Here is a 25,415-nt window from a genome sequence, read left to right on the forward strand (position 1 = left end):
AAAAGCAGCGAAAAATGCCGCCAAGGTAATTTTTCGCCCGCAAATTAGAACTGCCAATAATGAAACAATAGGGAAACCAGGTAACATAAATGTTACAAGAAATCAAAAGCAATAATACATATATGAAACAACCGTTACAGTAATTAAAATTTGTTCTTGCTACGGTTGTTTGGTTCAATGTAACAAACAATTTTTAGTGAAATTGTTTGTTACTATAACAATAATTGATTCAATTTATTGAGTCAGCAACCAATAAATGTGTATGAACACATTTATTGGTATACATAACAAAAAATTTATATTTTTTGTTATGTAATTATTTTACTAATAGCACTTTATTATAGTGCTATTAGTAAAATATGTGTATATATTTATGTTCTATAAATATATACACTACATAAAAAAAGAATGTATTTGGAACATTCTTTTTTTATGTATATATCAATTACGCTTGTTTGATTCAATGTAACAAACAACTGTTTGTACTGTTGTTTATTACTACGGTTATTTGTTACTACTGTTGTTTGATTCAATGTAACAAACAACTGTTTGTACTGTTGTTTGTTACTACGGTTGTTTGTTACTACTGTTGTTTGATTCAATGTAACAAACAACTGTTTGTACTGTTGTTTGTTACTACGGTTGTTTGTTACTACAGTTGTTTGATTCAATGTAACAAACAACTGTTTGTACTGTTGTTTGTTACTACGGTTGTTTGTTACTACTACTGTTGTTTGATTTATTACAACAAACAACTGTTTCTACTGTTGTTTGTTACTACTGTTGTTTGATTTACTACAGTAATATACACTACATAAGAAAAGAATGTATTTGGAACATTCTTTTCTTATGTTTATATTGATGTATTTAACATATACATACATATATATCTAAACAGATACATAATAAGTCATATATAGTGATAGTAAAAAAAATAAAAAACAAAAAATTTACCTTGGAGGTATTTTTTGTTTTTTATTTTAATATGTATATGTATAAATATAAGTACGAAATAAATTAAGTGTTACGTGTTTCTAAAATTTGAACACTAATAAAAAAATTTTTGATTAATTTCCAAAAAAATCTATAATACTTGCAAAGTCTCTTAATTACGACGCTATCATACATTATAACTATAATTAATAATTTAAAAACTGACAATTTGCACTTTTCTTTATAATTTTCACTATGAAAAAGAGTTATAAAGCCGTTTTTGTTGATCTAGACGGTACATTTTTAGATAATTACGAAAATTATGAAAATCCTGTTTCACAAGTTAATTTAGATATGGCGCGTGAATTAAACAAAAATAGTCATTTCATTATTTCGACAGGACGAACTAATAGTGATTTTGTGATGAATTTAGCTCGTCAAACAAATTCAAAGTATGTTATTTGTCAAAATGGCGCTATTATCGTTGACCAAAATAACAATATTTTGCGTAATAACCTAATTTCTTCAGCTGATGCTAACGCCATTAAAAAATATTTAGAAGCAAAACAAATTCATTACACCATAAATGGTTTAAAGAAAATTTTTACTTGTCGTCCTGAAGCAATTAAATTAAATCGTCCTTGAGCAAAAGAATTTGTCAAATTACCCTATATTATAGGCGAATTAGAAATGCCAATTAATCGTTTGTTAGCTTTTGGTTTAGCGACAGAAACTCAAACTTGTGAGTTAGCTGCCGAAATTGAAAGTCAATTTCCTAATTTGAGGGCTTTTTTAGTTTCAAATGGACTTTCGTTAGAAATCACAAGTAAAGAATCATCAAAAGGTATTGGTAATCAATTTGTTTGTGACTTATTAGGAATTTCACCTACACAAGCACTTCATATTGGTGATTCAGGTAATGACACTTGTGTTAAAGAACAAGGTTTTGACTTAGTTTTATTAGATAACGCTTTGGACTCAATCAAATCTTACGCTGACCACATTGGAGAACACTTCCGCAATGGCGGTTTTGCTAAAACAATTAAAAAAATCTGCGAACTTTAGTTTCGCAGATTTTATTTATGTGTGTGGAAGGCTAAAATAATCACACAAACGATAATTCCAAGGAAAAAGGCAAACATTACACGTTTAAAAATTTTAGGTTCGTGGTGTGCGTGGTAGAACTCAGGTAAAAATTCAATTACACCAGTAAACACAAAGATACCACCCACACAAGCTTGTAAAAAGGCGCTTAGTTGTCAAACTTGGTTAATATATTTACCAAGATAAATACCAATATACATGAGTGGAATCAACATTAAGAGCGAAGCAATTGACCAACCGCAAGCTTTGGCACGAGTTACACCCATTTCCAACTGACGGAAATAAAAAATTAAAATTTCAGGAATTAAATGTAAGACAAAACTTATTAAAAAGGCACCACTAATGGCATTGAAACTGCCAATGCCTACTTCGAAGAAACTATTTAAACTATAGCCAATGATTAGTCCTGCTGGAATCCGGTGGGTCAGAATTAAAAGCAAGGCGACAATTTTATTTTTTTGTTGACTTTGAGTTTGTGTGGCAATAGTTACTGAGTGATCTGGTGCATAGCTGTGACTAGTGTGGTCGTGCGCATCATTGTCGTGAAGTAAATCATGTGAATGCACAAACGCACTTGCGTGTGCATCATTGCGAATTACTTTTGATTTAGCGATGTAGTCAACGAGTTTTTTCAAACCAAAACCAAAACCAACGCCCAAAGCAAGTCCAAAACCAACTAACAGAATGTTTCAACCATAAATTTGGTTTGTAGTATAACCTCTCGCACCTGCTTGTGTCGAGCTAATTTCGAGTGCTTCGCGAGCGAATCCAAAAAAAGCCAGTGTGATGAAAAAGCCTGTAACAAAGGCATAAAGAATCACGGTACCTTTTTTACTTAATTGCTGTTTTTTGATAAAAGTAAGAATTACAACTAGTAAAATCGGGATGCCCAGAAAGATTAAGGCGGCAATTAAGACAAAATAAAATTTGGCTAAGTTCGTTTCACTAGTTTGGTTCCAGTCAATAATTCCGTAGTTAGCGCGCGCTCCCTTTAAAGCTTCAATTAGATTAGTAAAAAATGTTCTCATTTAAAAGCAATTTATTTCTACAATTAATTAATATAAAAAGCCTATAAAATAGGCTTATTCGTCATCTTCTGGAAATTCGATGTTGTGAAACACTTCTTGGACGTCATCGTCATCTTCAAGTGTGTTAAGGAATTCACTAATTTTTTCTAATTTTTCCGCATCATAACTTACTGTGGTATTTGGAAGGTAAGTTACTTCACATTGTAAGAATTCTGTTACACCAAGTACATCTTCAATGGCACTTTTGCAAAGACTAAAGTTTTCTGGCAAGGTTGTGATTAAGTATGAACCCTCAAGGTTTTGAATATCTTCAGCACCGTTGTCAAGTGCAATCATTGTGAGTTGTTCTTCATCAATTGCGTTTTTAGCAATTTCAAGCACACCTTTGTGGTCAAATTGGAATGGTACTTGTCCTGTTTTACCAAGCGAACCATTTTGGCGGTTGAAGTACATTGTCATTTGTGAAGTGGTTCTCTTCATATTGTCGCTTAAAGTTTTAACTAAGAATGTGCCACCGCCACTAATTGTGCCGTTGAATAAGGTTTCAGTATAACTAACACCATCTTTGCCTTCACCTTTAGCTTTTGCCAAAGCACGTTCAATATTTGCTTTTGGCATATTTTTACTTTTAGCTTTCGAAATAGCAAGCTTCAAAGCAGGGTTTAGTTCAGGGTCAGGAAGTGCGCCGTTTGCTGTTCCAGCAACATAAATTTCTTTAAATAATTTTTGAAAAATTTTTCCTCTGGCTGCGTCGTTGGCACCTTTTTTGTGTTTAATGCCAGCTCAGTGTGAGTGTCCTGCCATAATAAGTCTCCTTTATTTTGTGGGTTACACGCTTTTAATATTAATATAAGTATTATAAGTGATATCTACTCTTTTTCCGTTACACTTTTGCGACACTCGCAGACATCTGCAAATGGCAAAGGTTGATAAATTTTATCACGTTTGTGTTGCGAACTTTGGTGTAAACGTTCAATTTTTGCTTGACTAACTGGGTTACAGTGCCCAGTTGCTAAGTATTCGTCAAGGTCTGCGTAAGAAAAACCAAGTTCATTTTCATCACTTTGTCCTTCTCATAGACCAGCTGATGGCGCTTTGTGAATTACACTATCAGGTACACCTAAATGTTTAGCTAATGCTCTAACTTCGCATTTAAGTAAATGTACCAGTGGTAACAAATCCGCGCCACCATCACCAAATTTGGTGAAATAACCAATGTGGTATTCGTCAGCATTGTCGGTGCCAAGAACTAAATAATTATGTTGTTGCGCCAATGCGTACAAGGTTGTCATTCGCAAACGAGGTTTGATGTTGCTTTGTGGTAATAAATCCAGGTTAGTAAATTGCATCAGTTGTTTTGTTAGTGTTTGAAAAGAAGCAGCTAAATCAACTGTTATTGTTTTTAAATGCAAGTGTGAAATAATTGCTTTTAAATCATGTTGTTCATGTGCCATCGAATCAATTGGCATTACTACTGCTAGATGGTTATCAGGAAATGCTTTTTGCGCAAGTGCTGCAACTAAGGTCGAATCAATGCCACCACTTAGTCCAACAATCACACCTTTTGCGTGTGCATCGCGAACTTTGGTTTGTAATCATTTAACTAAATAATTAGCATAACTTGTGACCATTTCCTTGTTACATACAAAATTCTTTGTCTCTGTGTTATAGGCGCAAACACCATATCTTTTCATTTTACTGCTCGCTTTCTTGCTCTTGATCACGTATTAAAATCATCTTAATTAATTCATCTTTTTCTGGATTTGAATCATCATATTTTAGAAGTTCATGCCGCATTTTCACAGCTTTAAGATAGTTTGATTTTGCATTTGTCTGATCAAAAATATGCTTACGCATTAATACATAAATTGGTTCCACTGAATTAAATTTATTCCATTTTTGCTCTGATAATCGCACTAAATATTCCAAGGTTTCGCGATCAGAATCTAAATTTGGTAAAGTCAAAAAATAATCATGATTTTGTGAGTGAAACTCTTTTAAAAAGTTACTAATATTTAATCAGTAATCATTATCTTGGAAGTATTCAAATAACTCACCGCCATAGAAAAATTTAATATTTTTTCCTATAAATTCTGGTTGCGCTGTAGTGTTTTCAAAGAATTCTTTGTTTCTTTTAGTTTCAGAATCAACAAACCAAATTAGTAATTCCACTTTGTTATCGTTTACAACGTCAATTTTATAGAGTTTAGATTGATAATCAAGGATATGTTTAATAAATTCATCAGCTTCAGTTTTTGACAACGAATCTCGTTTCTTACGAATTACATAATAAATTGTTTTTCCTTGTTCATCACCAAAAGCCATATGAAAATTAAATTTAAATTCATATGCATTGTGTGTGCCATCTGGCGCAGTATCGATAACAACTATTTGCGGGCGATTTTCTAACGCTAAAAATTTCTTTACACCAATAAAAAAATTAATTGCTAGCTCACAAAGATATTTAAAATAAACATTTTCTTGTGTACGCAAAAATGATTGTTCTAATTTGATTTTAAAATTTAGTGGAGTTAAAACATTAAAAAAACGATCCGGTGCTTCAATTAATTTTTCTAACATTCTAGGACCACGGTTTGTTGTTAAACGATATTTAATTTCGTTGCTAAAATCATTAAAATTCATCAGGACTTCCTTTAACATCGTCACTATTTAAAGCTATTTTTAATTCAACAGTATCTTGTGTTTCATTTTGTTCAATTAGTTTAATCATTTTTTCAGTAGTTTTATCAAACCTAATTACTTTTGATTCAAAGTTTTGAACGTTTTTTGCGAATTTAACTATTTTTTTACGTCAGCGCAATTTTTTTGGTTCACAAAAATTATTAATAAATGCAAAAAAGTTCTGTGCATCATCTTTAATCGGTGAATGAGTTTTACCAATTTTGGCGCAAAAAACATTCAAAGTATCCAAGTATTTGTTAAAAGCTTCAGCACCAATAATGTTATCCTTCGCACCAACTACGCCAACTAAAAGGTGTTTGTTGACATGATAAAGTTGGTCTAGTGTTGCTAAAAATTCTGGATTAAGAACATAGTTTGATAGTAAATTGAACCAGTTACTTTCTCTTGAAAAACTTTCATTTAATCTTTTGCCTTTTTTAAATTTATTAAAAAAAGAAGTAACAGTTTTGCCAACAATTTTATGCGTTAATGTAATTGGTTGAATTACTTTTTTTAGTAAAGAATAAGAACTAGTTTCAGTTACGAAAGGATGAATAGTTGAAAGCATAATGATTTTTTTAATGCGTGGATCGCTAGTTAAGTTTAGTGCAACTGCGCCACCCATTGAATGTGCAACAAGGATGATTTTTTTAGATTTAATCTGTTGCAAAACTTCTTTTGCGGCCTCAACTCATCATTCGACAGTAATAGTAGTGGGGTCGACGTCTTCAAAATATTTATTACCTGGAAAATTAATTGCAACAATGTTGAATTTAGGCGAAAGCAAGGCTATAGGCAAACAAAAATCACTAGAAGAATTTAAACCATGCAAAAAGAAAAAAGTCGTATCACTTTCAGCTGATTGAAAAAAGATTGGTATTTTGTAATTTTTAGTTTGAATATAGTTGAGTTGCATAGTCTCTTATATTATAAAGTCTTTAAAGTTTGTGTTAAAATGTATATATAGTTTTTTTACTTTTACATAAAAAAGCTTCGTAATTTAAGTTAAATACAAGACCAGTTTCTTGGTCTTTTTTTAACCCAAGAAAGGAGCTGAATGATTCAAAATTTAAACAACGATGAATCTGTACCTAAAAATGTAACCACAGATTCAACTTCAAAAAACACATCTGATGCACCGCGTCGTGAATACCAAGATAATTCTTTACCAGAATATGATATTTTCGCCAAAGAAGGTGAAAATGACGTCAAAGAAATCATCAGAAAAACAAACACAAAATATCGTTACACTAAAATGTCTAATTTTGTGCTTAGGTTTTCACGTTTTTACGCTCCAATGCCTATTTCGAAAATTGTTGTGTTTACAGCCGTTTTTGCAGTAATATTCGGAATAATTGGTATTTTATTTGTGAAAAATCCTGGAATTTATAACTTTGGTGCTGCAGCAATAGGCCAAGCATTATCAAAAATTGTAAATGTGCTTCTTAGAACCAATCAAGGTGTCAATTCAACCATTTATAATATCATTGACCACTCATTATTCTGAATTCTTTATTTAATTATTAGTTTTCCAATCTTTTGATTCGGTTTTAAAAAGGTAGGTAAAAACTTCACTTGAATTACTCTGGAATTTCTTATCATCAGCAGTTTAGTGTCATTTATGCTTGGACAAATTCCTGCTTTAAACAACTTTTACTTGATGGGGAATTTTTCAACTTCTTCAATTAGTGCTGAAGGAAAAACATTAATTGCCAATCAATTATGAGCTGGTAAAGAACAAATTTGAAACTTAGTACCACTTGAATGAACTGATGGTGGCAACATAATTGCGCAAATTATTTTTGCTATTGTTTACGGTGTGATGTTAGCATTTTTCTTCGCTGTAGTTGCAATTATGGGTGGTTCCGCTGGTGTAACAGGTATTGTTGGTGAATATTATTCAACTGTTAAACAAAAAAGTTTCGGTACAGTCAACGCTTATATTAATTTAGTTATTATGACTATTTCTGTTTTTATCGGAACGTTCTTAGCTGGAAGCATCATTTTGCAAGATTTAGCAGGCAGAGTTAATTCAATTCAAGGTTTATCAAGTTCAGACTTAGAAACAATCAAAAAAATTACGCAATATAAATGATTAAGTCAAATGTATTTTTCACCTAATATGATTTCAACTTTAATTTGTAATTTTGTGCTTGCAGCAGTTCTTAACAAACTTTTTCCTAAATTTAAAATTGTCCAAGTGAAAATTTACTCGCCACATATGTCAGCAATTCGTCAAGCCATCATTACTGATAAAAAAACTGTCAATAGTTTCACAATTAGTAAAGGAATTGGCGGTTATTCAGGTAACCAAATGCGTGTTTTAACTTGCATTACGCTTTATAAACAAGTCCCTCGACTTATTAAATTAATTCGTAAAGTTGATGAAAACAATGCGTTGATTACGATTAACAATATTGCTTCGGTTGATGGTAATTTATATTTACCAGAAACAAAATTCTAATTAACTAATTCATCTATTTTAAAGCTATTAATGTGAAATTTGCTTTGCTTTAAATAATATAAATGCTTTGATTTGAAAATAAATGATTATTATAAAATTTCTATAAAAGCGCGTTTCTCTGCTTAGAAAAGAGAACGCATTTTTTTTATAAAAAAGTTTGTTTAAATCTCAAAGTTTTAAACGATTCTTTTTATTATTTCTTTTTTCAAATTTGTTCATTACCACAACTAGCAACATTAAAAAATAAAAAGTCAATTTTACTAGTTTAGCTGGAAAATTTAAATTTTCAATGCAAAAATATAATAAGTGTTATTAAAGTTTTAATCCCTAACTATTGTTAAAAAAATTGTAATAAATTTGACTTTTACGCTTATAACATAGCTATATTGGAGACTAAGTAAAATTCGTCTTTTTATAATATAATGATATTTATGGAACCTATTATCCAAAGTTTAAAAAATAAAATCAAACGCGATAAAAAGCGACTAAAATTTTTCGAAATTTCTGAGCGAATGATTAGTGTTTCGATAACTTTGTTTAATTTAACGGTTATCGTTATGGCTATCTATACCTTAGCTTATATGTTTCAAATTAGAAAAGAAAACCTCAATGACAATGTTTTTTCTATTATTTTCGCACTAGTTTTTATGATGATTATTTCGTTCGTTTTAAACATTGCTTTAGAAATTTATAAACAAAATACTCGCTTTGTTGAATATAAAAAAATAAAAAACACTTTGTATTATCTTTCTTTGAAATACAAAAGTAAATTAATTGATGAAGCAGAACTTGAAAGATGTATCGCTTTACTTTGACAACAACTAAACAAACGCAAAAAAATTGTTTTATTTAAGGTTCTCAAAGAACATTTTATTAATAAAAAGGTACATAACACATAACGAAAATTAAAACAGCTATTGAATTTTATAATTTGCGCTTGCAAAAACTTAAGACTAGTGTGATTATTTATGGTTTTAGTTATTATGGTTTAAATATCGCAACTTATGCGCTTACTCTTTTTACCGGAATTATTGGTACTATCTTTTTAGCTGGTGCTTCATCTTATTTAAATCCTAATCCTTACAAGTCTTGACTTAATGCCAATTCGAGTTACATTATTACCATCACGATAGTTAACTCACTAACAAGCTTATGTACTGGCTTACTTTCATTTTTTGTTGTCAATCTGAAGTATCAAGAAAAAATGTTGCAACTAAGTAAAATGAAATTTGAATATATTTTTTATCTAAATAGACAAGGTTATTATTTAAATTTAACTCCAGCGATCGCAACTCACCTTTTTTATAAAAGAGTGCTTGTAATCTTAAATCTTGATCGTTACAAGAGAGATTTCTTCGAACACACTGTTCTTGATGAAAATTTCACCAGAGGTAAATATGGAAAATATATCAACACAATCAATCACAAAGTTGAAAAACACGATTAATAAAAAATACAAGATTGGTCGCTGAGTTTTTTCGACATTGAGTATCTTAAACATAATTATGGCTGCGGTTATTATTATGTTAAACCTTTACTCAATTAGATTTAACACTTACGCTAAAAGCACAATGTATTTATTTGTGACAATTGCCATTTTATCTTCAATCATCACTTTTTTAATCGCTCTCAAAACTTTTTTAAACTTAACGGATAAAATCAGTAAAATCAAAGGTAATATCGCTAAGACGCAAGATATTATCAAGGATCTCGAGACTAAAACTGAAGTTACAGCCGAAGATGTTGATTTGATTAATTCAACTTTATAATTCATTTTCATTTTGTGCACGAACAATTTTGTGTTTACATCTCTAGAAACGATGTGGTTATAAAATTGTTTTTTATTTCTTAAAACAAATGCTAATAAGCAAGTGAAAATATGTAACACTTGTCTTTTTGAATTTTTTGCATTTTTTATTTACTACTGTGTTCTACGCTTATAGGTCAATTTATATTTTCATAACCTCAAAAAACAAACTAAAATGGGTTGTTTTTTCCAGTTTTAACTTAAGCAAACGCGAGTTAGTTTTCTTCAAAACATCCCCTAAAAAACAAACTTTATTCTTAGTTTTAGGTATAAAAAATGTAAAATAGTGGTGAATAGTGGAGGATTGTGGTGTACGGACAATACGAAAGAACTATTGATGCAAAAAATAGAATAATCTTACCAGCCAAAATCAGAGATATTTTGGGTTCTACTTTTTTCATAACTTTAGGACTTGAAAACGTAATTGAACTGCGTAATGTGGAACAATTTCATGTTTTTGCTTCTAAGTTAAATGCTCAAAGTAATTTCGATATGAACGCTAGAATGCTCAAAAGAATGTGATTAGGTAGCACACAGGAAATCGAACTTGATACACAAGGTAGGTTTGTGTTGCCAAAACAATTCATTGAAGCTTCTGCTATTCAAAAAAATCTTGTGTTCGTAGGAGTAGGAGATATTGTGGAATTGTGAGCTAAGGAAACTTTTGATAATTACCAAACAAACCTTAGTCTCGAGCAAATACGCACTGCAGCTGAAACTCTAGCTGCTAAAGAAGGTAAAAATGAATAACAAACATTATTCTGTTTTACTCAATGAATGTATTCAGGCCCTAAATCTCTCTGCAAACGGAGTTTATGTTGACGCAACATTAGGTCTCGGTGGGCATGCGGCTGCAATTTTAAAGTTAATTCCAGAGGGAAAACTATTTGGTTTTGATAAAGACGAATTTGCGATAGAAGAAAGTCGCAAACGTTTAAGTGAAATAGGAAGTAACTTTGAATTAATTCATAGTGATTTTTGTTGGTTGAAAACAAAATTAGCAACATTTAAAATTGAAAGTGTCGATGGCATCGTGGCTGATTTAGGTGTTTCTTCACCGCAACTTGATTTAGGCGAACGCGGGTTTTCATATAGTAAAGACGCGCGCCTTGACATGCGAATGGATACAAGTCAAACTTTAGACGCACATTTCGTTGTAAACAACTACACTGAAGATGAACTAGCAAATGTCTTGCACAACTATGGCGAAGTTAAATTTGCTCGTAGTCTAGCTCGTAGGATCGTTACTTCCCGACCAATAAATACGACGTTAGAATTAGCAAACATTGTACGCAGTGCATTACCAGCGGCAGTTGTAAGCAAAAAAAATCCTAACAAAGCTGTTTTTCAAGCTATTAGAATTGAAGTAAATGATGAGTTAAACTCTTTGCGTTCATTTCTAGAACAAGGAGTGAGTTTGTTAAAAGTCGGGGCTTCCTTAGCCATTATTTCTTTTCATTCCTTAGAAGATGTGATGATTAAACAATTTTTTGGTAACTTAACAAAACCAAAACATCATCCGAAACTTCCGATCCAAGAAGACCCTAACTTTAAAGTTAAGGTGATTCGAGTTTCCGCAGCGGAACTCGCCGAAAACAATCGTTCGCGTAGTGCGAAGTTACGTGTACTGACAAGATTAAAATAGGACTATTATGGCTAAAAAATATTATCTTAGTTTTCATTTAACAACAAATGAGATTCTAATTGAAGTAGTAGCTTTCTGCTCTACTAATAGTTTTTTAGTTTATAAACAAAAAAGTTCTTACCAAAATCTTGAAGCACTCACAAACATTCTTTTAAGTTTTAAAACACTGTGCAAAAGCAAATTAAGATTTGAGAAAAAGAAAAACGAACTAATTACAAGTTTAATTATTGATGAGTCTTTCAATGACCAACTGACTTTTAAACTTCAGCAAGCAGAAATTTTCGTTAAAAGTAACTTGGTGGAGTTCTTTCAGAAATCTGAATTAGACGCATTAATGGCTAAACAAGATTTAGATCTTAAAATTTTTAGCAAACTTAATCAACAAAACATCTATTTTCAAACCACAACTAATTTAGGTGAACAAAAAATTTATCAACATTTTCCACAAGGTAAAATTGCTTCAACTGTGAAACAACTTGCGCTATCAACGTATGTTAATAAAGATCACAAATTAGCCTATTTTATAGATTTGTTTGAAGAATATGGTTTTAATTTAAACTATATTTTTGCAAACAATCAAACTTTACTTTTTAATCATAATAGTAACGAAGTTACTAAGAAAATTTTGATTAAATTAGAAGCAAATTCTTTGATTTTTAGTTTGGTCATTAATAATGCGGTTTTAGATACTAAGATTATTACATTTAGTATTGCTGACATTATTTCTAAAGTGCAACAAGCCACTAATTTAGATGTGCAGATTTGTGAATTATTACTTAAAAGTACACTTGAGAATTACGATACACTAGTTACTTTAGATAAAACTAGTTTGTCGAAAAATCAAAAGTTGTGTTTGCAAATTATTGAACACTTAATAAGCAAAACCAACGATGTGATCAAAAAATTTATGTTAAAAAATAAAATTGGTTGAAACCACATTTACATTGCTGGTCACAACCAAAAATTACTTGCTGTAGCGCTCGGTAAGTGAGCAAAACATTTTGAAGTAATTAAAGGTTTCGAGAGCGAAGTATCCTTGCAAACACAAGGTATAATGCATTATTTAGAACACTTCAAAATTGAAGACAATAGTCAAAATAATACCATTAGTAACTTTCCGCTTCCTCGCAAAACATTTTTTAACAAATTAAAAACCATATTCTCTTTTAAAAAATAGAACAAGCCTTTCCTTTCCAATTTATTGTTCTTATTATTAATATTGATTTTAAAAGCACCTTGGCCAGGTGTTTTTTTGTTTTTAAGTCTATAACACAGGTTTAAAACAAAAATTATCCTGTTAATATTGTTTACCAATTTATCTATTTAAGTCTTAAGATATAATTAATTACATCTATAAACTTATCAAAAAACGAGGAGATAAGAAATGTCAAAATATGCGAAATTAGCTGCCAGAATGAAAGAATATATGGCACTTGAAGCTATTAGTCGTTATGAAGAACCAGTTGTTGAAGCACTTAAAAAGAATACTGCTTCAAAAAACTTTGAATATTCACGTGATGGTCTTGGTTCATTGATTATAAAAACTAAAACCAAACCAAATGCACCAAAAATTATGATTGCTGCTCATATGGATGAAGTTGGTTACTTGGTACGTTCAATTGAAGACAATGGTCAAATGCTTGTTTCAGTTGTAGGTGGTGTGTGAACTTCAGCAGTAATTGGCACAAGAGCTAAGGTTGTTTCAAACCGTACTGGTAAAAGTGCCTACGGGGTATTTGGTCACACTTCAATTCACATTATGAAACGTGAAGACATTATGAAATCACCAACCAATAAGGAACTTTTCGTTGACTTTGGTTTTAAATCAAAAGCTGAAGCAGAGGAATTTGGAATTGAAATTGGTGACCCAATTTATATGCATGGTGAGAGTCTTGACTTACCAAATGATTTAATTAGTGGTAAAGCTGTTGACAACCGTGCTGGGGTGACTGTCATTGACTTTTTAGCCAACAACATTAAAGATTTAGATTTACCAAATACAACTTATATTGTTGGAACAGCGCAAGAAGAAGTAGGTACTCGTGGCGCTAAAACTTCTGTTGGTTTAATTAATCCTGACGTGGCCTTTGCCATTGACACCGGCGCAGCACACGATACTACTAATTGTCCAAAAGGTACACCAAAATTAGGTGCAGGTGTTTCACTTTTAATTCAAGATGGTGGCATTCTCACAGACCCTAAACTTGTTAAAATGTTACATCAGTTAGCACAAAAACACAACATTCCAGTTTATAACTATATCGCCGAAGGTGGTGGCACTGACGGTTGTCAATTACAATATGGTTTAGGTGGAGTGCCAACTATCACCTTATCAATTCCACAACGTTACTTACACTCACCAATCGGTGTAGCTTCACTAGTAGATATTCAAGCCACACTTGACTTGATTACTGAATTTGTGAAAGTATTTGACAACAAGATGTTGCAAGAACTCAAAGGTTAACAACTAAACAAAAAACTAGGTACAGACCTAGTTTTTTTGTGTTTGATTTTTAGAAAATTGTTCGTACTTATTAACTTTGGTACGTTTTGGTACATTTAATTTAACTACTAACGTAAATTCGCCTTTGATTGTTTCACGCTGTGCCAACTCAAGCAAAATATTTTTAGCAGCACCGCAAAAGTGTGTTTCAAATACTTTAGTTAGTTCTTTAGCTAAAAATACTTCTGCTTCAGCACCTCAAACCTGGTCTAGTTCGCTCAAAAATTTCATTAATTTGTGCGGTGCGACATAGAAAATGTGAGCATGCTGCGTGTCTAGTGCTTGAATTTGTTTCAGTCGTGCTTCACTTTTTTCTTTGGGAAAGCCTCAAAAAGTAAAAGTAGCGGCAAAACCGCTTAAAGCTAAAGCAGTTACACAGGCACTCACGCCAGGAATAATTTCAACTGGAACGTTTTGTTCGCGTGCTTGCTTAATTAATTCGAAACCAGGGTCGCTAATAAGTGGCATACCAGCATCACTAACCAAAGCAACTGATAAATTTTGGTTTAACACGAGATTAAGAATTCCCTGAGCTGAATTCTTTTCATTATCTTTGTGGTAGGCGATTAATTTTTTCTTGAGTTCAAATTGTTGTAACAACTTTTGTGTTTGGCGTGTATCTTCACAAGCAATCACATCAACTCTGCGTAAAGTGTCGAGGGCACGTAAAGTGATATCTTGTAAATTGCCAATAGGAGTGCCAACAAGGTAAATTTTACTCATAATACTCCGACAATGCAATTAGCATTTTTTCTACTTGGAGAAAGAAATTATAATTTTCATTTTTATTATCTAAAAATTCAGATAACTCTATGTAACAGGCATAAGCATCAAATTTAGTTTTACGAACTGCCAAGGCAAGTGCTTTGAGTTGTTCGTTTTTGTATTTTTCTAAATTTCATTTTTGTGCGTAAAAAAACTTAAGTGCATACAACAAATTAATAAAAATTTGTTTTGTATCTTTTTTAATGAATTTAGCTAAATAAGTATAAAGCACTGAAAAATTTTTAAATGAGTCTAAAAATTGTTTTTCCAACTCTCGAATGTGTCACCAGGTTTCATCGGTCACATTTGTAAGAATGTAAGTTAAAGAAGGAAAGATATGTGCTAAATATTCTGCTTTTTTTTGCTCATAGTTAAGATTTAAAAGTTTTTCCAAAATTTCTTTAGGTGACTCTTTAGGAACTGAAATTACTAGCGAACGTGATTGAATTGTAATTGGTACGCGGCTGATTTTAGTGGTTGTAAAAATAAAAATAACATTTGGCGAAGGTTCTTCAATGGTTTTGAGTAAAGCGTTGAGAGCGGCCGAAGAAGCTTGGTCAATACCTTGAATTACATAAAATTTACGTTCGTTAGTTTGAAATGAAGCTAAAGTTGAATTTTGAAATTCGGTCACTAAATCACTTTTACTTAAAGAGGCATTTTCATTGAATTTATCAAATATTTTGATGTTGGGTGGTAATTGTTCAGTTGCGAGCGATTCAAGGTTTGAATTGTTTAAACTGTTAATAATAAAAAGAATTGATTTGGTAAAATCAACTTCTTCATATCCTTTGAGTAAATAACAGTGACTAATGTGGTTGGTTTGAAGTGAATTATGAATAATTTTTTCTAATTTTAAATTGTTCATTTTACTTAAGAGTGTAACCTAATTCCTTGAGTTTTTGTTGAAAAGCTGGCAAATTATGCAATTTTTTCCATACGTTAACAAACACATCATCAGCTGATAAAGTAGCATCAATTTTAATAAAATGAGCAGGATTTTCATCAATTAAAGTTTGATAACCTTTGTACACAAGTTTGTGAAAGTTGGTGAGTTCTTCATCCAAGCGATTGGCTTCGCTTTTTAGTTTGCGCACATTTAACCTGCTTAATGCTTGTTCAGGTGAAATATCAAAGAAAAACACTACATCAGGTACAATGTTACCAATTGCTAAATTAGTTAAGGAGCGCACAAAATCTAATCCTAACTGACGACCAAAGCCTTGGTAAGCATAAAAACTATCAACATAGCGATCACAAAATACAATTTGTTTCTTTTGAAGTGCTGGCAAAATAACTTGATCTAAATGAATTCGACGTGATGCGGTGTAGAGCAAAGCTTCTGCGGTGGGCGAAAGACGACTTTTCTTGCTGAGAATAATGTCTCTAATTTTTTCTGCTTCGACAACTTTATTGCCGCCAGGTTCACGGGTTGTAACAAATTCGAGTGTGGGATACTCTTCAGTTAATTGCTGGTTTAAACGATCTAAGATGGTTGTTTTGCCGCTGCCATCAAGGCCTTCAAAAGAAATAAACATGAGACTCCTTATTTTGTACGATTTTCGATTGCTTGCTTTATGGTAAAAGTGTCTAAGTAATCAAGATTAGAATTAACTGGCATGCCGATAGCTGCACGTGAAACTTTGAAATTTGCTTCACTAAGTAGTTCCATCAGACGATAAGTTGTAATCTCTCCATCAATTGTAGGACTTAGCACGATAATGACATCTTGGATTTCCTTAAAAAGAAGAAAATTTATTAAATGTTGAGTTTCTTTTTCAGATTCCTTAATTGGTTTAGTTTTATTTGTGAATAATGTTGGTAACACATAAAAATAACCATCAAAAAAATCCATTTGTTTGAGTTTTTGTACAGCTGCGATACTTTCAGTGACAATAATTTTGGGGTTGTGCACTTGGTCGCAGTTCAAACAACTTTCATTGTGACGTAAAAAGTTACATTTAGGACAAAAGTCAACGCTTGCTTTTACTTCTTTTAAGCTAGTAACCAACTCCTCAATTTCACTTTTGGCGGTTTTCAAAAGGTGAGTAATGATTTTTTCTGCTTGTTTTTTAGTAATGCCTGGTAAGGCTGTAAGCTTAGTTTGTAACTTCGTTAGAATGCTGAGTTCCGCCGTCATACTTGATTAGAAACCGGGAATGTTAGGTAATAATTTATCTTCTTCGTCAGAAATGTTTTCGAATAATTCGTTAAGGGTGAGAATTAAAAGATCTTCAAGTGTTTCAGGATCTTCGGGATCAAATAACACTGAGTCTTTAATTTTGAGTGCCAGGATTTTTCTAGCACCATTTGCTTTAATTTCGATGCCGTGTTTTTCAAGTGAAAATTCTTGTTTTTCAAAAGTCTCTTGTTTAGCCATTGTTTCTTGTTGTAATTTTTTTGCTTTTCTTAATTGTTGTGCATCCATATTTTGCTCCTTTAACTATGACATTAAATCTTCAAATAATGCTTGTGTTGCTTTTTTACGTTTCGATTCGAATGTTACTTCAGGATAGGGCTGAACGTCAAGTGGTGTGTCAGTTTTTTTATGTTCTAAGTAACGTTGTTTTGCTTGTTCAATTTCATTTTTTAATGCTGAACTTGCAACCAAAATGTGTTTGTAAGAACCTAAATTTGTTTTTAAAAATTCTTGCACAGGTTCTTCATAAGCGTTGACTTTTAAAAATTCTAAGTAAGCTGGGTTGGTTAGTGAGTCACCATAAAACAATAAATGTTTGTCACCACCCGAAATAAGTTTTAAGTTACTAAGAACTTCAAGTAAATCACTATAAGCCTTTTGGTTAAACTGTGATGCTAGTAAAACTTTTATTTGCAAGCTAATTTCTTTAGTATTTTTTGAGTTGCCAAAAGCTCGATCGAAGTCAGCTGCCGTTAAGTAATCAGTAAAACTGGTGTTGTAATAATTTTGCAAAGATGGTAACAATTTGTTGTTAGTTGTGATTGACTGTGTTTTATTAATTACAGGTTCACTGACAAAATTGTCGCGCAAATCAAATTCAGTGGTACGTACAATAGTGTCTTCTTGGTTAAATTCGTTATCGTTAGAAAGTAATTCATTTTGTAGAAAACTTCTATCTTCTTTGATAGCGTTCGTTTCCAACACGAATTCTTGTGATTTTTGCAAAATGTCATCAACAGTCATACTGAGATTTTTTGATGCTTCTAATTCTTTAGATATATCTATATCATAGGTTTTTTCATTAATTTTGTCAAATGGAGAAGCATAATTAGTGACAGGTTTTTCTTCTGATTTAAGTTCTGGTTTAGTTGTTAAAACTTTACTCAAGAATAAATCTAAATCAGATGCGATCTCACTTTCTTTTTTAGGTTTGTTTGAATTATTATGTTGTTCTTTATCATTGAAAACTTTTGGTTTTTGAGAGGGTCTAGTTTCCATATCAAACGGAGTGGCAGTAAATTTTGGTGTTTCAGGTTCACTCATTGGATTAGTATCAAATTTTTCATTAGCAAATGTTTGTTTTGGTTCACTTTTCACACTTGGCGCAATCACAGGAACTGAAGCCCTTTCAACTTTTGGTGTTGGATTAGGTAAGTGCTCAACAGTTTTTGATTCAGTTTGTTGAGTAAATAGTTTATTTACCATTGTTGCGTTTAAATTAGTATTTTTTCTTACCTCAACTGTACCTTGACCAACCATTTTGATTAAACAAATTTCAATTAACTGAAAAGGATTTTCTGTGTTGCGAAGATCTTTGCTAAGTTTGAAAACTAAGTCAAGTGCTTGTAAAACGTACAAACTATCTCATTGAATTTGCGACAGAATTTCTTCTGTTAAATATTCAATTAACTCTATATTATAAGTTTTTTGGTAAACCAAGTAATCTTCAAGCACTCCAAATAAACTTTCAACAAATTGTTCTGGATCAATGCCATCAGTTTTAAGGGAATTAAATAATTCAAGTGCACTTTTAACATCGCCAGTATGTAAAGCTGAAATTATTGTCACTAAATTTTCAACTGCAACTATGCCAAAGGAGAAAATAATATCATTCAATTTCACCACACCATTGCCATAAGCGATTGCTTGTTCACTAATGGAAAGCGCATCGCGCATTGCGCCCTGAGCTAAACGTGCAATGTAAGCAATTGCGCCTGGTTCGTATTTGACATTTTCAGCTTGAAAAACTTTTTCAATTTGTGCCATTAAAACTTTATTAGAGATTTTTTTAAAGTTATGTCTTTGCAATCTTGACAAAATCGTAAGTGGAATTTTTTGTGGATTAGTGGTTGCTAAAATAAAAATCACGTGTGCAGGTGGTTCTTCGAGCGTTTTAAGCAACGCATTGAACGCACCTTTAGAGAGCATATGTACTTCATCAATAATATAAATTTTGTAACGACTATTTGACGGTAAATGTTCGATTTTTTCTTGTAATCTGCGGATGTCATCAACTCCATTATTCGAAGCAGCATCCATTTCGATAATATCGAGACTATTTTCTAAACTTTTTAAACAAGAACCACATGCTACCGTGACATCATCACTATGTGAACAATTAATTACACTGGCAAAAATTTTGGCTACAGAAGTTTTTCCAACACCACGCGGGCCACTAAAAAGATAAGCGTGTGAAATTGTGTTAGAAATGATGGCGTTTTTAAGGGTTTGCACAATGTGATCTTGGCCCATTACTTCACTAAAACTAGTGGGACGATATTTACGGTAAAGTGCTTTGTAAGACATATAGCTCCTTTAAAATGTATAGATATTTTACATAGTTTTTTTATAATTAAGCTTAAATGGTCGACAAAATTTAAATTACCAAACGGAAAGGAATCAAATGCCAAAAACAGTTCTCATCGTTATTGATGGTCTTGGTGTTCGAAGTGAAACTGAAGGCAATGCCTTTGCTTTAGCCAATACCCCTACATTTGACGACTTAATAACAAATTACCCTAATTTGCAAACCATTTTAGCTAGTGGTACAGCTGTAGGTTTACCCGCCGGACAAATGGGTAACAGCGAGGTAGGACACCTTACCATCGGTGCAGGTCGCATTGTCAAAACTGGTCTTACATTAGTTGATGATTACTTTAATAAAAATAAGTTGTTTGCCGAAGGCAAAGTTAGTCAAGCCCTTGGCGAAATTAAAGCAAAAAACAAACGTTTGCACCTAGTTGGTTTGTTTAGTGATGGCGGTGTCCACGCGCATATGGACCATTTAACAGCTTTGTTACAACAATTGCATACTAATGGTTTTAGTAAAGTGTCATTACATTTAATTGGTGACGGACGCGATACGGCACCACGTAAAATTACTGAATGACTCCCAACTTTAATACAACAATGTGCCAATTATGGTTATGAAATCACTACCATTGGTGGTAGATTTTACGGCATGGATCGTGACCAGATGTTCGATCGTGTCGAAATACATTACAATGCAATGTTAGGTAAAGGCGAACATACTTTTACAAACGCACTTGAATATGTCCAATCACAGTATGAACAAGGGCTAGGCGACGAATTTTTAGCACCAGCCATGCAACAAAATGGACATTTTGTTGAAGATGGTGATTCTGTGTTTTTCTTTAACTTTCGTCCTGACCGCGCACGTCAACTAACACACTTTTTTATTCAAAGTCAGCTCTACAAACAACAACCTCAACACAAAGTTAAAATTGATAAATTCTTTTCGATGATGAAATACGAGGGGCTCGACACAATTGTTGCTGTTGAAGAAGATAAAGTCGACTTTCCACTTGGCAAAATTATTGCTGATGCTGGTTTGAAACAGTTGCGCTTAGCAGAAACGCAAAAATATGCCCACGTAACCTATTTTATGGATGGCGGCGTGGAATTAACTTTACCAAACACAGATCGAGTAATGATTCCTTCACTTAAAGTTAAGTCATATGCCGAAGCACCACAAATGTCTGCTAAAGAAATTACTGATTATCTCCTTGCCCATGGTTTGGAGTATGATGCAGTGATTATGAACTATGCGAACCCAGATATGGTTGGCCACACTGGTGATTTAGAAGCAACAATTAAGGCAATTGAATTTCTTGATACCCAAATTAAACGCGTGTTGGAGTGAGCAAACCAAAATGATGTAGTTTTACTTATTACTGCTGACCACGGTAATGCTGAAGTCATGCTTGACCAGAAGGGGCAACCAGCCACTAAACACACAACTTCACCTGTAATGTTACTTACTAACAATAAGTCATTAATTTTTAGTAGGTTTAACCGCCAAACAGAATCAGGATATTTTGATTTAACTGACATTAAATCATTAATGCTGGCAATGCTTGAAATCTATAGTCCGGAAAAGTCGGATTATCCCAAAGTAATTAGTTATTCTAGTGGTATGCGTAAGATTTATGATGTTTATACAAACCGTTTGATTGAACATGATGCTTTTAATTTTTATCTTATGGCTTATGTGGACAACCCGGATTTATATCCAAAAGTTCACAAAACATCAGCATTATTAAGTCGACTTGTTGCTTTTTGTGCTGATAGTTTAGCTTGACAAGATGCTAATTATGCGAATGCAACTTACCAAATGAATGCAACTACTTTTCGCGACAGAGTTGGCGAATTATATTTTGATTCTGGTTTTTCTCACATACTCAATTACTTCTTTTTTGTTTATATTACGCCTGAATATCACCCCGATCCTGGACAACTTATTAAAAAATTCAAAACTCACTTGGCTAATCTTTATAACCAAATGTACTTGGTGACCACAAACAAAGACCTTAGTGCGGAAACTTTAGCACAACAGCAAAAAGATTTGTGCAGAGTGTTTTACGAAGAAATTTTAGCAAGCGAAGAATTCGCAATCTTTTTTGAATGTTTCTTGCTCAAAAAGGATTGAGATTGGTTAAAAAATCGTTCATTTGCTAGCGAAAATACTAAGTAACCAATGAATTTACAAGTTTTAATTGTTTGTGATCAAGTTGATGCGCAAGAACTAACTAAAATTCATAAAATTTGAACTGATTTTTTAACTAATAACCCTACATTAAAGCAATATACGCAATTTGCACTCGTTAATTTAGGCGAATTTGTGCCGACTACAGTTGGTTTGCAAATTTATCAAAGTTGACCTAAATTGCCAGCGACAACGACCACTTTTACTATGACACTTTTAACACCAACTAACTTTCGCGCTTTAACCAAAACACAACGCAGTCGTTTGCTCCACCGTTATCTTTCTGCCGACTTCGAAGCAAAAGCTTATCATACTCGTGTCAAATTTTTACATACGGCTCGCATGAGTCAAGGTGGACTAAGTGAAGCGGTACTTGATTTTTGCTACCGGATTCGTTTTGACTTACTTAAAGGCGTTAGCGAACTAGCCAGTCAACCAAGAAAGGATAAAAACTAGTTAGACTTATGCTAATCTACAGCAGAAGCAGTCTTTTAGTTTAAAATATTAAGTTATGAAGTTCTTAAACATTAAATCGACTGAAATGAAAATCGCAGAGCGTGTGTTACGCAAGGTGAATCAATATGAACCTTTAATTGCTAAGTTAAGTGACGAAGACTTAAAAAATAAAACCGCACAATTCAAAGCGCGTTTGGCCGCAGGCGAAACTTTAGAAAAAATTCGCCCTGAAGCTTTTGCTGTTTGCCGGGAAGCAACCAAACGGGTGTTGAACAAAAGACCTTTCGACGTGCAAATTTTGGGTGGTGCCTTGCTTGACCTTAGTTCCATTGCCGAGATGAAAACTGGGGAAGGAAAAACAATTACTTCGATTGCACCTGTGTATTTAAATGCACTTAGTGGTAAGGGTGCAATTGTTTCAACTGTGAACGAATATTTAACCGAACGGGACGCTACTGAAATGGGGCAAGTCTTTAACTTTTTGGGCTTGACTGTTGGGATCAACAAAGCACAAATGAGTCCAGCTGACAAGCGCAAGGCGTATGCCTGTGACATTACTTACTCAGTACACTCGGAACTTGGTTTTGACTACTTACGTGACAATATGGTTACTAATATGGCCGAGAAAGTTCAACGTGGTCTCCATTTTTGTTTAATTGACGAAGCCGACTCAATTCTCATCGACGAAGCTAAAACACCTTTAATTATTTCTGGTGGTGAAGGTAATGACACCAAACTTTACTTTCAAGCTGATCAATTTGTGCGGATTTTAAACAAAGATGACTATGAAATTGACGAAGAATCTAAAGCCATTTCTTTAACTCATAATGGCATCAAGAAAGCCAATAATTATTTTAAAGTTGACAACCTTTATGACATTGCTAATAGTGAAATTGTGCACCGTATGCAAAATGCGTTACGCGCCCACAAAATTATGAAAAACAATGTTGAATACATTGTACGTGAAGGCAAAATTGAACTTGTTGATGCTTTTACTGGCCGGATTATGGAAGGTCGTGCTTACTCAGAAGGGTTGCAACAAGCACTGCAGGCTAAAGAAATGGTGCAAATCGAACCTGAAACTAAAACTTTAGCTACTATTACCTACCAAAACTTTTTCAGAATGTTCAATAAACTCTGTGGCATGACTGGTACTGCCAAAACCGAAGAACAAGAATTTATTGACATTTACAACATGCGTGTTAACCAGGTGCCAACTAACCGTCCTTTAATTCGAAAAGACTACGAAGACGCCATTTTTTCTTCGTACAAAGCTAAGTGAGAAGCTGTCACTGCGAAAGTTAAAGAACTTTACCTCAAAGGTCAACCGGTGCTCATTGGTACTGCCCAAATCGAAGACTCGGAAATTTTGCATGAATACTTGAAACGTGCATTAATTCCTCACACTGTGCTTAACGCTAAACAAAATGCTTCTGAAGCAGAAATTATTTCCCGTGCTGGCCAAGTTAAAGCAGTGACTATTGCTACGAACATGGCTGGTCGTGGTACTGACATCAAACCATCAAAAGAAGCGATTGAACTTGGCGGTTTGTATGTGATTGGTACTGACCGAGCTGAAAGCCGAAGAATTGACAACCAGTTACGTGGTCGTTCGGGACGGCAAGGTGACCCCGGCGCCTCAAAATTCTTTGTTTCGCTTGATGACCAACTAATGCAAAGGTTTGCTAACTACGAAGAATTTAAAGCTTCTTATGCTAAGGAAGGCGACAAGGAAATCACTAACAAAAACTTACTCTTTGCCTTTAAACACGCCCAAAAGAAAATTGAAGGTTTTAACTACGATAGTCGGAAGAGTGTTTTGCACTATGATGATGTCATTCGTCAACAACGTGATTTGTTCTACGCACAAAGAGATTTAATCTTAGTTAATGATGATGTTTCCTTTATTATTAAGAAAATGGCTACAAACGTAGCTAGTCAGTTGGCTAAATTTAGTCAATTCCGTCACCGGAACGGAAGTGTGAATTATAATGCTTTGCTTACGTTTGTAAACGAAAAGTTTCTCAAATTATTCCCTGATTATTTAATTACGCCAAAAGAACTCAAAAAAGTTCACGATAACGACATTAATGAATTTTTGGCCGCTAAATTTGCTACTGTTTTTGAACTTTGACACACCAACGCGGTGAAATTATTAGGTTTTGACTCGGCGATTTATAAAGAAAAAGGGTTAGTCCTTAGTATTGCGGATAACTACTGACAAAACCACATCGATTTAATGGATAAACTTAGATCTAACATTAACTTAGTGCAGTACGCACAAAAAAATCCTTACCAAATTTACACCGACGAAGGTACTAAGTACTTTTACAAAATGCTTGATAACATCGCTTATGATGTAGTTCATAATCTCTTTAACGATGCTACAGGTCGTGTCAGTTTGATTCCAGAAGAAATTTTACGTGATCCTTTGTTCCAACAAATTTCCAACATTTTAATTCGTGACCCTAACCGCAGCATTGAAGAACACGAGCAACAAATTTTAGCAATGTTTAACGATATGCGTACTGTGACACAAAATGCACAAGCAGCGCAAGAAGTATCACAAGAAGTACAAACTGTAAAAGTTGAAAATGCCGGAGTTGCTGACTTAGTAATTAATGATCTAAGTCAAGAACTAATCAAAACACAACACGAGTTAGATGCTGAAGTTAAACTAAGTGAAACGGTTAATCCAGAGGTTAGTTTTGCGCCGCAAACTGAACCAAAACCAGAAGTAACCGTGGAACGAATCATTCTACAAGATAGTGCTAAACAAAACATTGAGCCTTTAGAAGAAACTCCACAAGTAGAACTAGAAACACCTAACCAACAACCAGCAACTGAAACTCCAGTAGTGAAAAAACCAAAACCTAAATTTAATGCGAATCCATTTGGTTTTGTTTACGACGACAAAAAATAAAATTAAGCAACTTTTAAAAGTTGCTTTTTTATAAAAATTAAAGCACTTACATAAATTTAAATTTATTTAGAACACTTTTGTTAAAACGATCAAAAAATCAATGTTAAATTTTGCAAAACAAAATTAATTGGTCAATCGAAAGTAGCGAATATAGCTATAACAAAGCATTATCTGTAGTT

The 25,415-nt window shown here is 33.0% G+C and carries 22 protein-coding genes and 1 pseudogene; 12 read left to right on the forward strand and 11 right to left on the reverse strand.

Annotated elements, in window-relative coordinates; translation table 4 throughout:
• Positions 1-1,188: 1,188 nt before the first annotated feature.
• A complete protein-coding gene (locus tag EXC55_RS03165; RefSeq protein WP_129623218.1) occupies positions 1,189-1,998 on the forward strand; it encodes an HAD-IIB family hydrolase in 810 nt (269 codons plus the stop codon).
• Between the two features lie 11 nt (positions 1,999-2,009).
• On the opposite strand, the gene EXC55_RS03170 is transcribed toward EXC55_RS03165, so the two are convergent.
• The 5 genes from EXC55_RS03170 to EXC55_RS03190 all read right to left on the reverse strand — a co-directional run bounded on the left by EXC55_RS03170 (position 2,010) and on the right by EXC55_RS03190 (position 6,663).
• On the reverse strand, positions 2,010-3,065 hold the full coding sequence (locus EXC55_RS03170; RefSeq protein WP_129623219.1) for a ZIP family metal transporter: 1,056 nt from the start codon (positions 3,063-3,065) through the stop codon (positions 2,010-2,012).
• A 54-nt stretch (positions 3,066-3,119) separates the two neighbouring features.
• The gene (locus EXC55_RS03175; RefSeq protein WP_129623220.1) at positions 3,120-3,869 is read right to left on the reverse strand and encodes a YebC/PmpR family DNA-binding transcriptional regulator; all 750 of its coding nucleotides are present in this window, start codon (positions 3,867-3,869) and stop codon (positions 3,120-3,122) included.
• 65 nt (positions 3,870-3,934) lie between these two features.
• Entirely contained in the window at positions 3,935-4,759 is an 825-nt protein-coding gene (gene nadE / locus EXC55_RS03180; RefSeq protein WP_129623221.1) for an NAD(+) synthase, read from the reverse strand.
• A gap of 1 nt (position 4,760) precedes the next feature.
• Complete coding sequence (locus EXC55_RS03185) at positions 4,761-5,708, reverse strand: HpyAIV family type II restriction enzyme (RefSeq protein WP_129623222.1); 948 nt, start codon at positions 5,706-5,708, stop codon at positions 4,761-4,763.
• Complete coding sequence (locus EXC55_RS03190) at positions 5,698-6,663, reverse strand: alpha/beta fold hydrolase (RefSeq protein WP_129623223.1); 966 nt, start codon at positions 6,661-6,663, stop codon at positions 5,698-5,700. Before EXC55_RS03190 ends, EXC55_RS03185 begins: the two co-directional genes overlap by 11 nt.
• Positions 6,664-6,804: 141 nt before the next feature.
• Between EXC55_RS03190 and EXC55_RS03195 the strand changes: the two genes are divergently transcribed.
• The 8 genes from EXC55_RS03195 (at position 6,805) to EXC55_RS03230 (ending at position 14,127) form a co-directional block, all read left to right on the forward strand.
• Positions 6,805-8,211, forward strand: a complete 1,407-nt coding sequence (locus EXC55_RS03195; protein WP_129623224.1) for a DUF2179 domain-containing protein — start codon at positions 6,805-6,807, stop codon at positions 8,209-8,211.
• 557 nt (positions 8,212-8,768) lie between these two features.
• Positions 8,769-9,110 carry a hypothetical protein gene (locus EXC55_RS03200; protein WP_129623225.1) on the forward strand — a complete coding sequence of 114 codons (342 nt, stop codon included), beginning with the start codon at positions 8,769-8,771 and terminating at the stop codon, positions 9,108-9,110.
• Positions 9,111-9,148: 38 nt separating this feature from the next.
• Positions 9,149-9,658 carry a hypothetical protein gene (locus EXC55_RS03205; RefSeq protein WP_129623226.1) on the forward strand — a complete coding sequence of 170 codons (510 nt, stop codon included), beginning with the start codon at positions 9,149-9,151 and terminating at the stop codon, positions 9,656-9,658.
• A 58-nt stretch (positions 9,659-9,716) separates the two neighbouring features.
• The gene (locus tag EXC55_RS03210) at positions 9,717-9,980 is read left to right on the forward strand and encodes a hypothetical protein (protein WP_223211684.1); all 264 of its coding nucleotides are present in this window, start codon (positions 9,717-9,719) and stop codon (positions 9,978-9,980) included.
• A gap of 344 nt (positions 9,981-10,324) precedes the next feature.
• A complete protein-coding gene (mraZ, locus tag EXC55_RS03215) occupies positions 10,325-10,768 on the forward strand; it encodes a division/cell wall cluster transcriptional repressor MraZ (RefSeq protein ID WP_223211685.1) in 444 nt (147 codons plus the stop codon).
• A complete protein-coding gene (gene rsmH / locus EXC55_RS03220) occupies positions 10,761-11,663 on the forward strand; it encodes a 16S rRNA (cytosine(1402)-N(4))-methyltransferase RsmH (RefSeq protein ID WP_129623228.1) in 903 nt (300 codons plus the stop codon). The genes mraZ and rsmH overlap by 8 nt, the downstream gene beginning before the upstream one ends.
• Before the next feature lie 7 nt (positions 11,664-11,670).
• Positions 11,671-12,840 carry an MAG3720 family protein gene (locus EXC55_RS03225; protein ID WP_129623229.1) on the forward strand — a complete coding sequence of 390 codons (1,170 nt, stop codon included), beginning with the start codon at positions 11,671-11,673 and terminating at the stop codon, positions 12,838-12,840.
• 207 nt (positions 12,841-13,047) lie between these two features.
• On the forward strand, positions 13,048-14,127 hold the full coding sequence (locus EXC55_RS03230; protein WP_129623230.1) for a M42 family metallopeptidase: 1,080 nt from the start codon (positions 13,048-13,050) through the stop codon (positions 14,125-14,127).
• A 27-nt stretch (positions 14,128-14,154) separates the two neighbouring features.
• Here EXC55_RS03230 and rsmI read toward each other — a convergent pair whose 3' ends face one another.
• Genes rsmI through dnaX form a run of 6 tightly spaced genes read right to left on the reverse strand, consistent with a single transcriptional unit; the run spans position 14,155 to position 19,657 of the window.
• Positions 14,155-14,889: a 16S rRNA (cytidine(1402)-2'-O)-methyltransferase gene (gene rsmI, locus EXC55_RS03235; protein ID WP_129623231.1), complete on the reverse strand. Its 735-nt coding sequence runs from the start codon at positions 14,887-14,889 to the stop codon at positions 14,155-14,157.
• Positions 14,882-15,799, reverse strand: a complete 918-nt coding sequence (locus EXC55_RS03240; RefSeq protein ID WP_129623232.1) for a hypothetical protein — start codon at positions 15,797-15,799, stop codon at positions 14,882-14,884. The genes rsmI and EXC55_RS03240 overlap by 8 nt, the downstream gene beginning before the upstream one ends.
• A 1-nt stretch (position 15,800) precedes the next feature.
• Complete coding sequence (gene tmk, locus EXC55_RS03245) at positions 15,801-16,469, reverse strand: dTMP kinase (RefSeq protein WP_129623233.1); 669 nt, start codon at positions 16,467-16,469, stop codon at positions 15,801-15,803.
• Between the two features lie 8 nt (positions 16,470-16,477).
• The gene (locus EXC55_RS03250; RefSeq protein WP_129623234.1) at positions 16,478-17,071 is read right to left on the reverse strand and encodes a toprim domain-containing protein; all 594 of its coding nucleotides are present in this window, start codon (positions 17,069-17,071) and stop codon (positions 16,478-16,480) included.
• 6 nt (positions 17,072-17,077) lie between these two features.
• Positions 17,078-17,359, reverse strand: a complete 282-nt coding sequence (locus EXC55_RS03255; protein ID WP_129623235.1) for a YbaB/EbfC family nucleoid-associated protein — start codon at positions 17,357-17,359, stop codon at positions 17,078-17,080.
• Between the two features lie 15 nt (positions 17,360-17,374).
• On the reverse strand, positions 17,375-19,657 hold the full coding sequence (dnaX, locus tag EXC55_RS03260; protein ID WP_129623236.1) for a DNA polymerase III subunit gamma/tau: 2,283 nt from the start codon (positions 19,655-19,657) through the stop codon (positions 17,375-17,377).
• Between the two features lie 97 nt (positions 19,658-19,754).
• On the opposite strand from dnaX, the pseudogene gpmI reads away from it, so the two are divergent.
• From gpmI to secA, 3 genes and pseudogenes are all read left to right on the forward strand, one after another.
• Positions 19,755-21,245, forward strand: a pseudogene (gpmI, locus tag EXC55_RS03265) (2,3-bisphosphoglycerate-independent phosphoglycerate mutase); the annotation flags it as partial.
• A gap of 603 nt (positions 21,246-21,848) precedes the next feature.
• The gene (locus EXC55_RS03270) at positions 21,849-22,313 is read left to right on the forward strand and encodes a hypothetical protein (protein WP_129623238.1); all 465 of its coding nucleotides are present in this window, start codon (positions 21,849-21,851) and stop codon (positions 22,311-22,313) included.
• Positions 22,314-22,398: 85 nt separating this feature from the next.
• Entirely contained in the window at positions 22,399-25,236 is a 2,838-nt protein-coding gene (gene secA / locus EXC55_RS03275) for a preprotein translocase subunit SecA (protein WP_456299099.1), read from the forward strand.
• Positions 25,237-25,415: the final 179 nt, after the last annotated feature.

The sequence above is a fragment of the Mycoplasmopsis columbinasalis genome, assembly GCF_900660705.1.
Classification (GTDB): domain Bacteria; phylum Bacillota_I; class Bacilli_A; order Mycoplasmatales; family Metamycoplasmataceae; genus Mycoplasmopsis; species Mycoplasmopsis columbinasalis.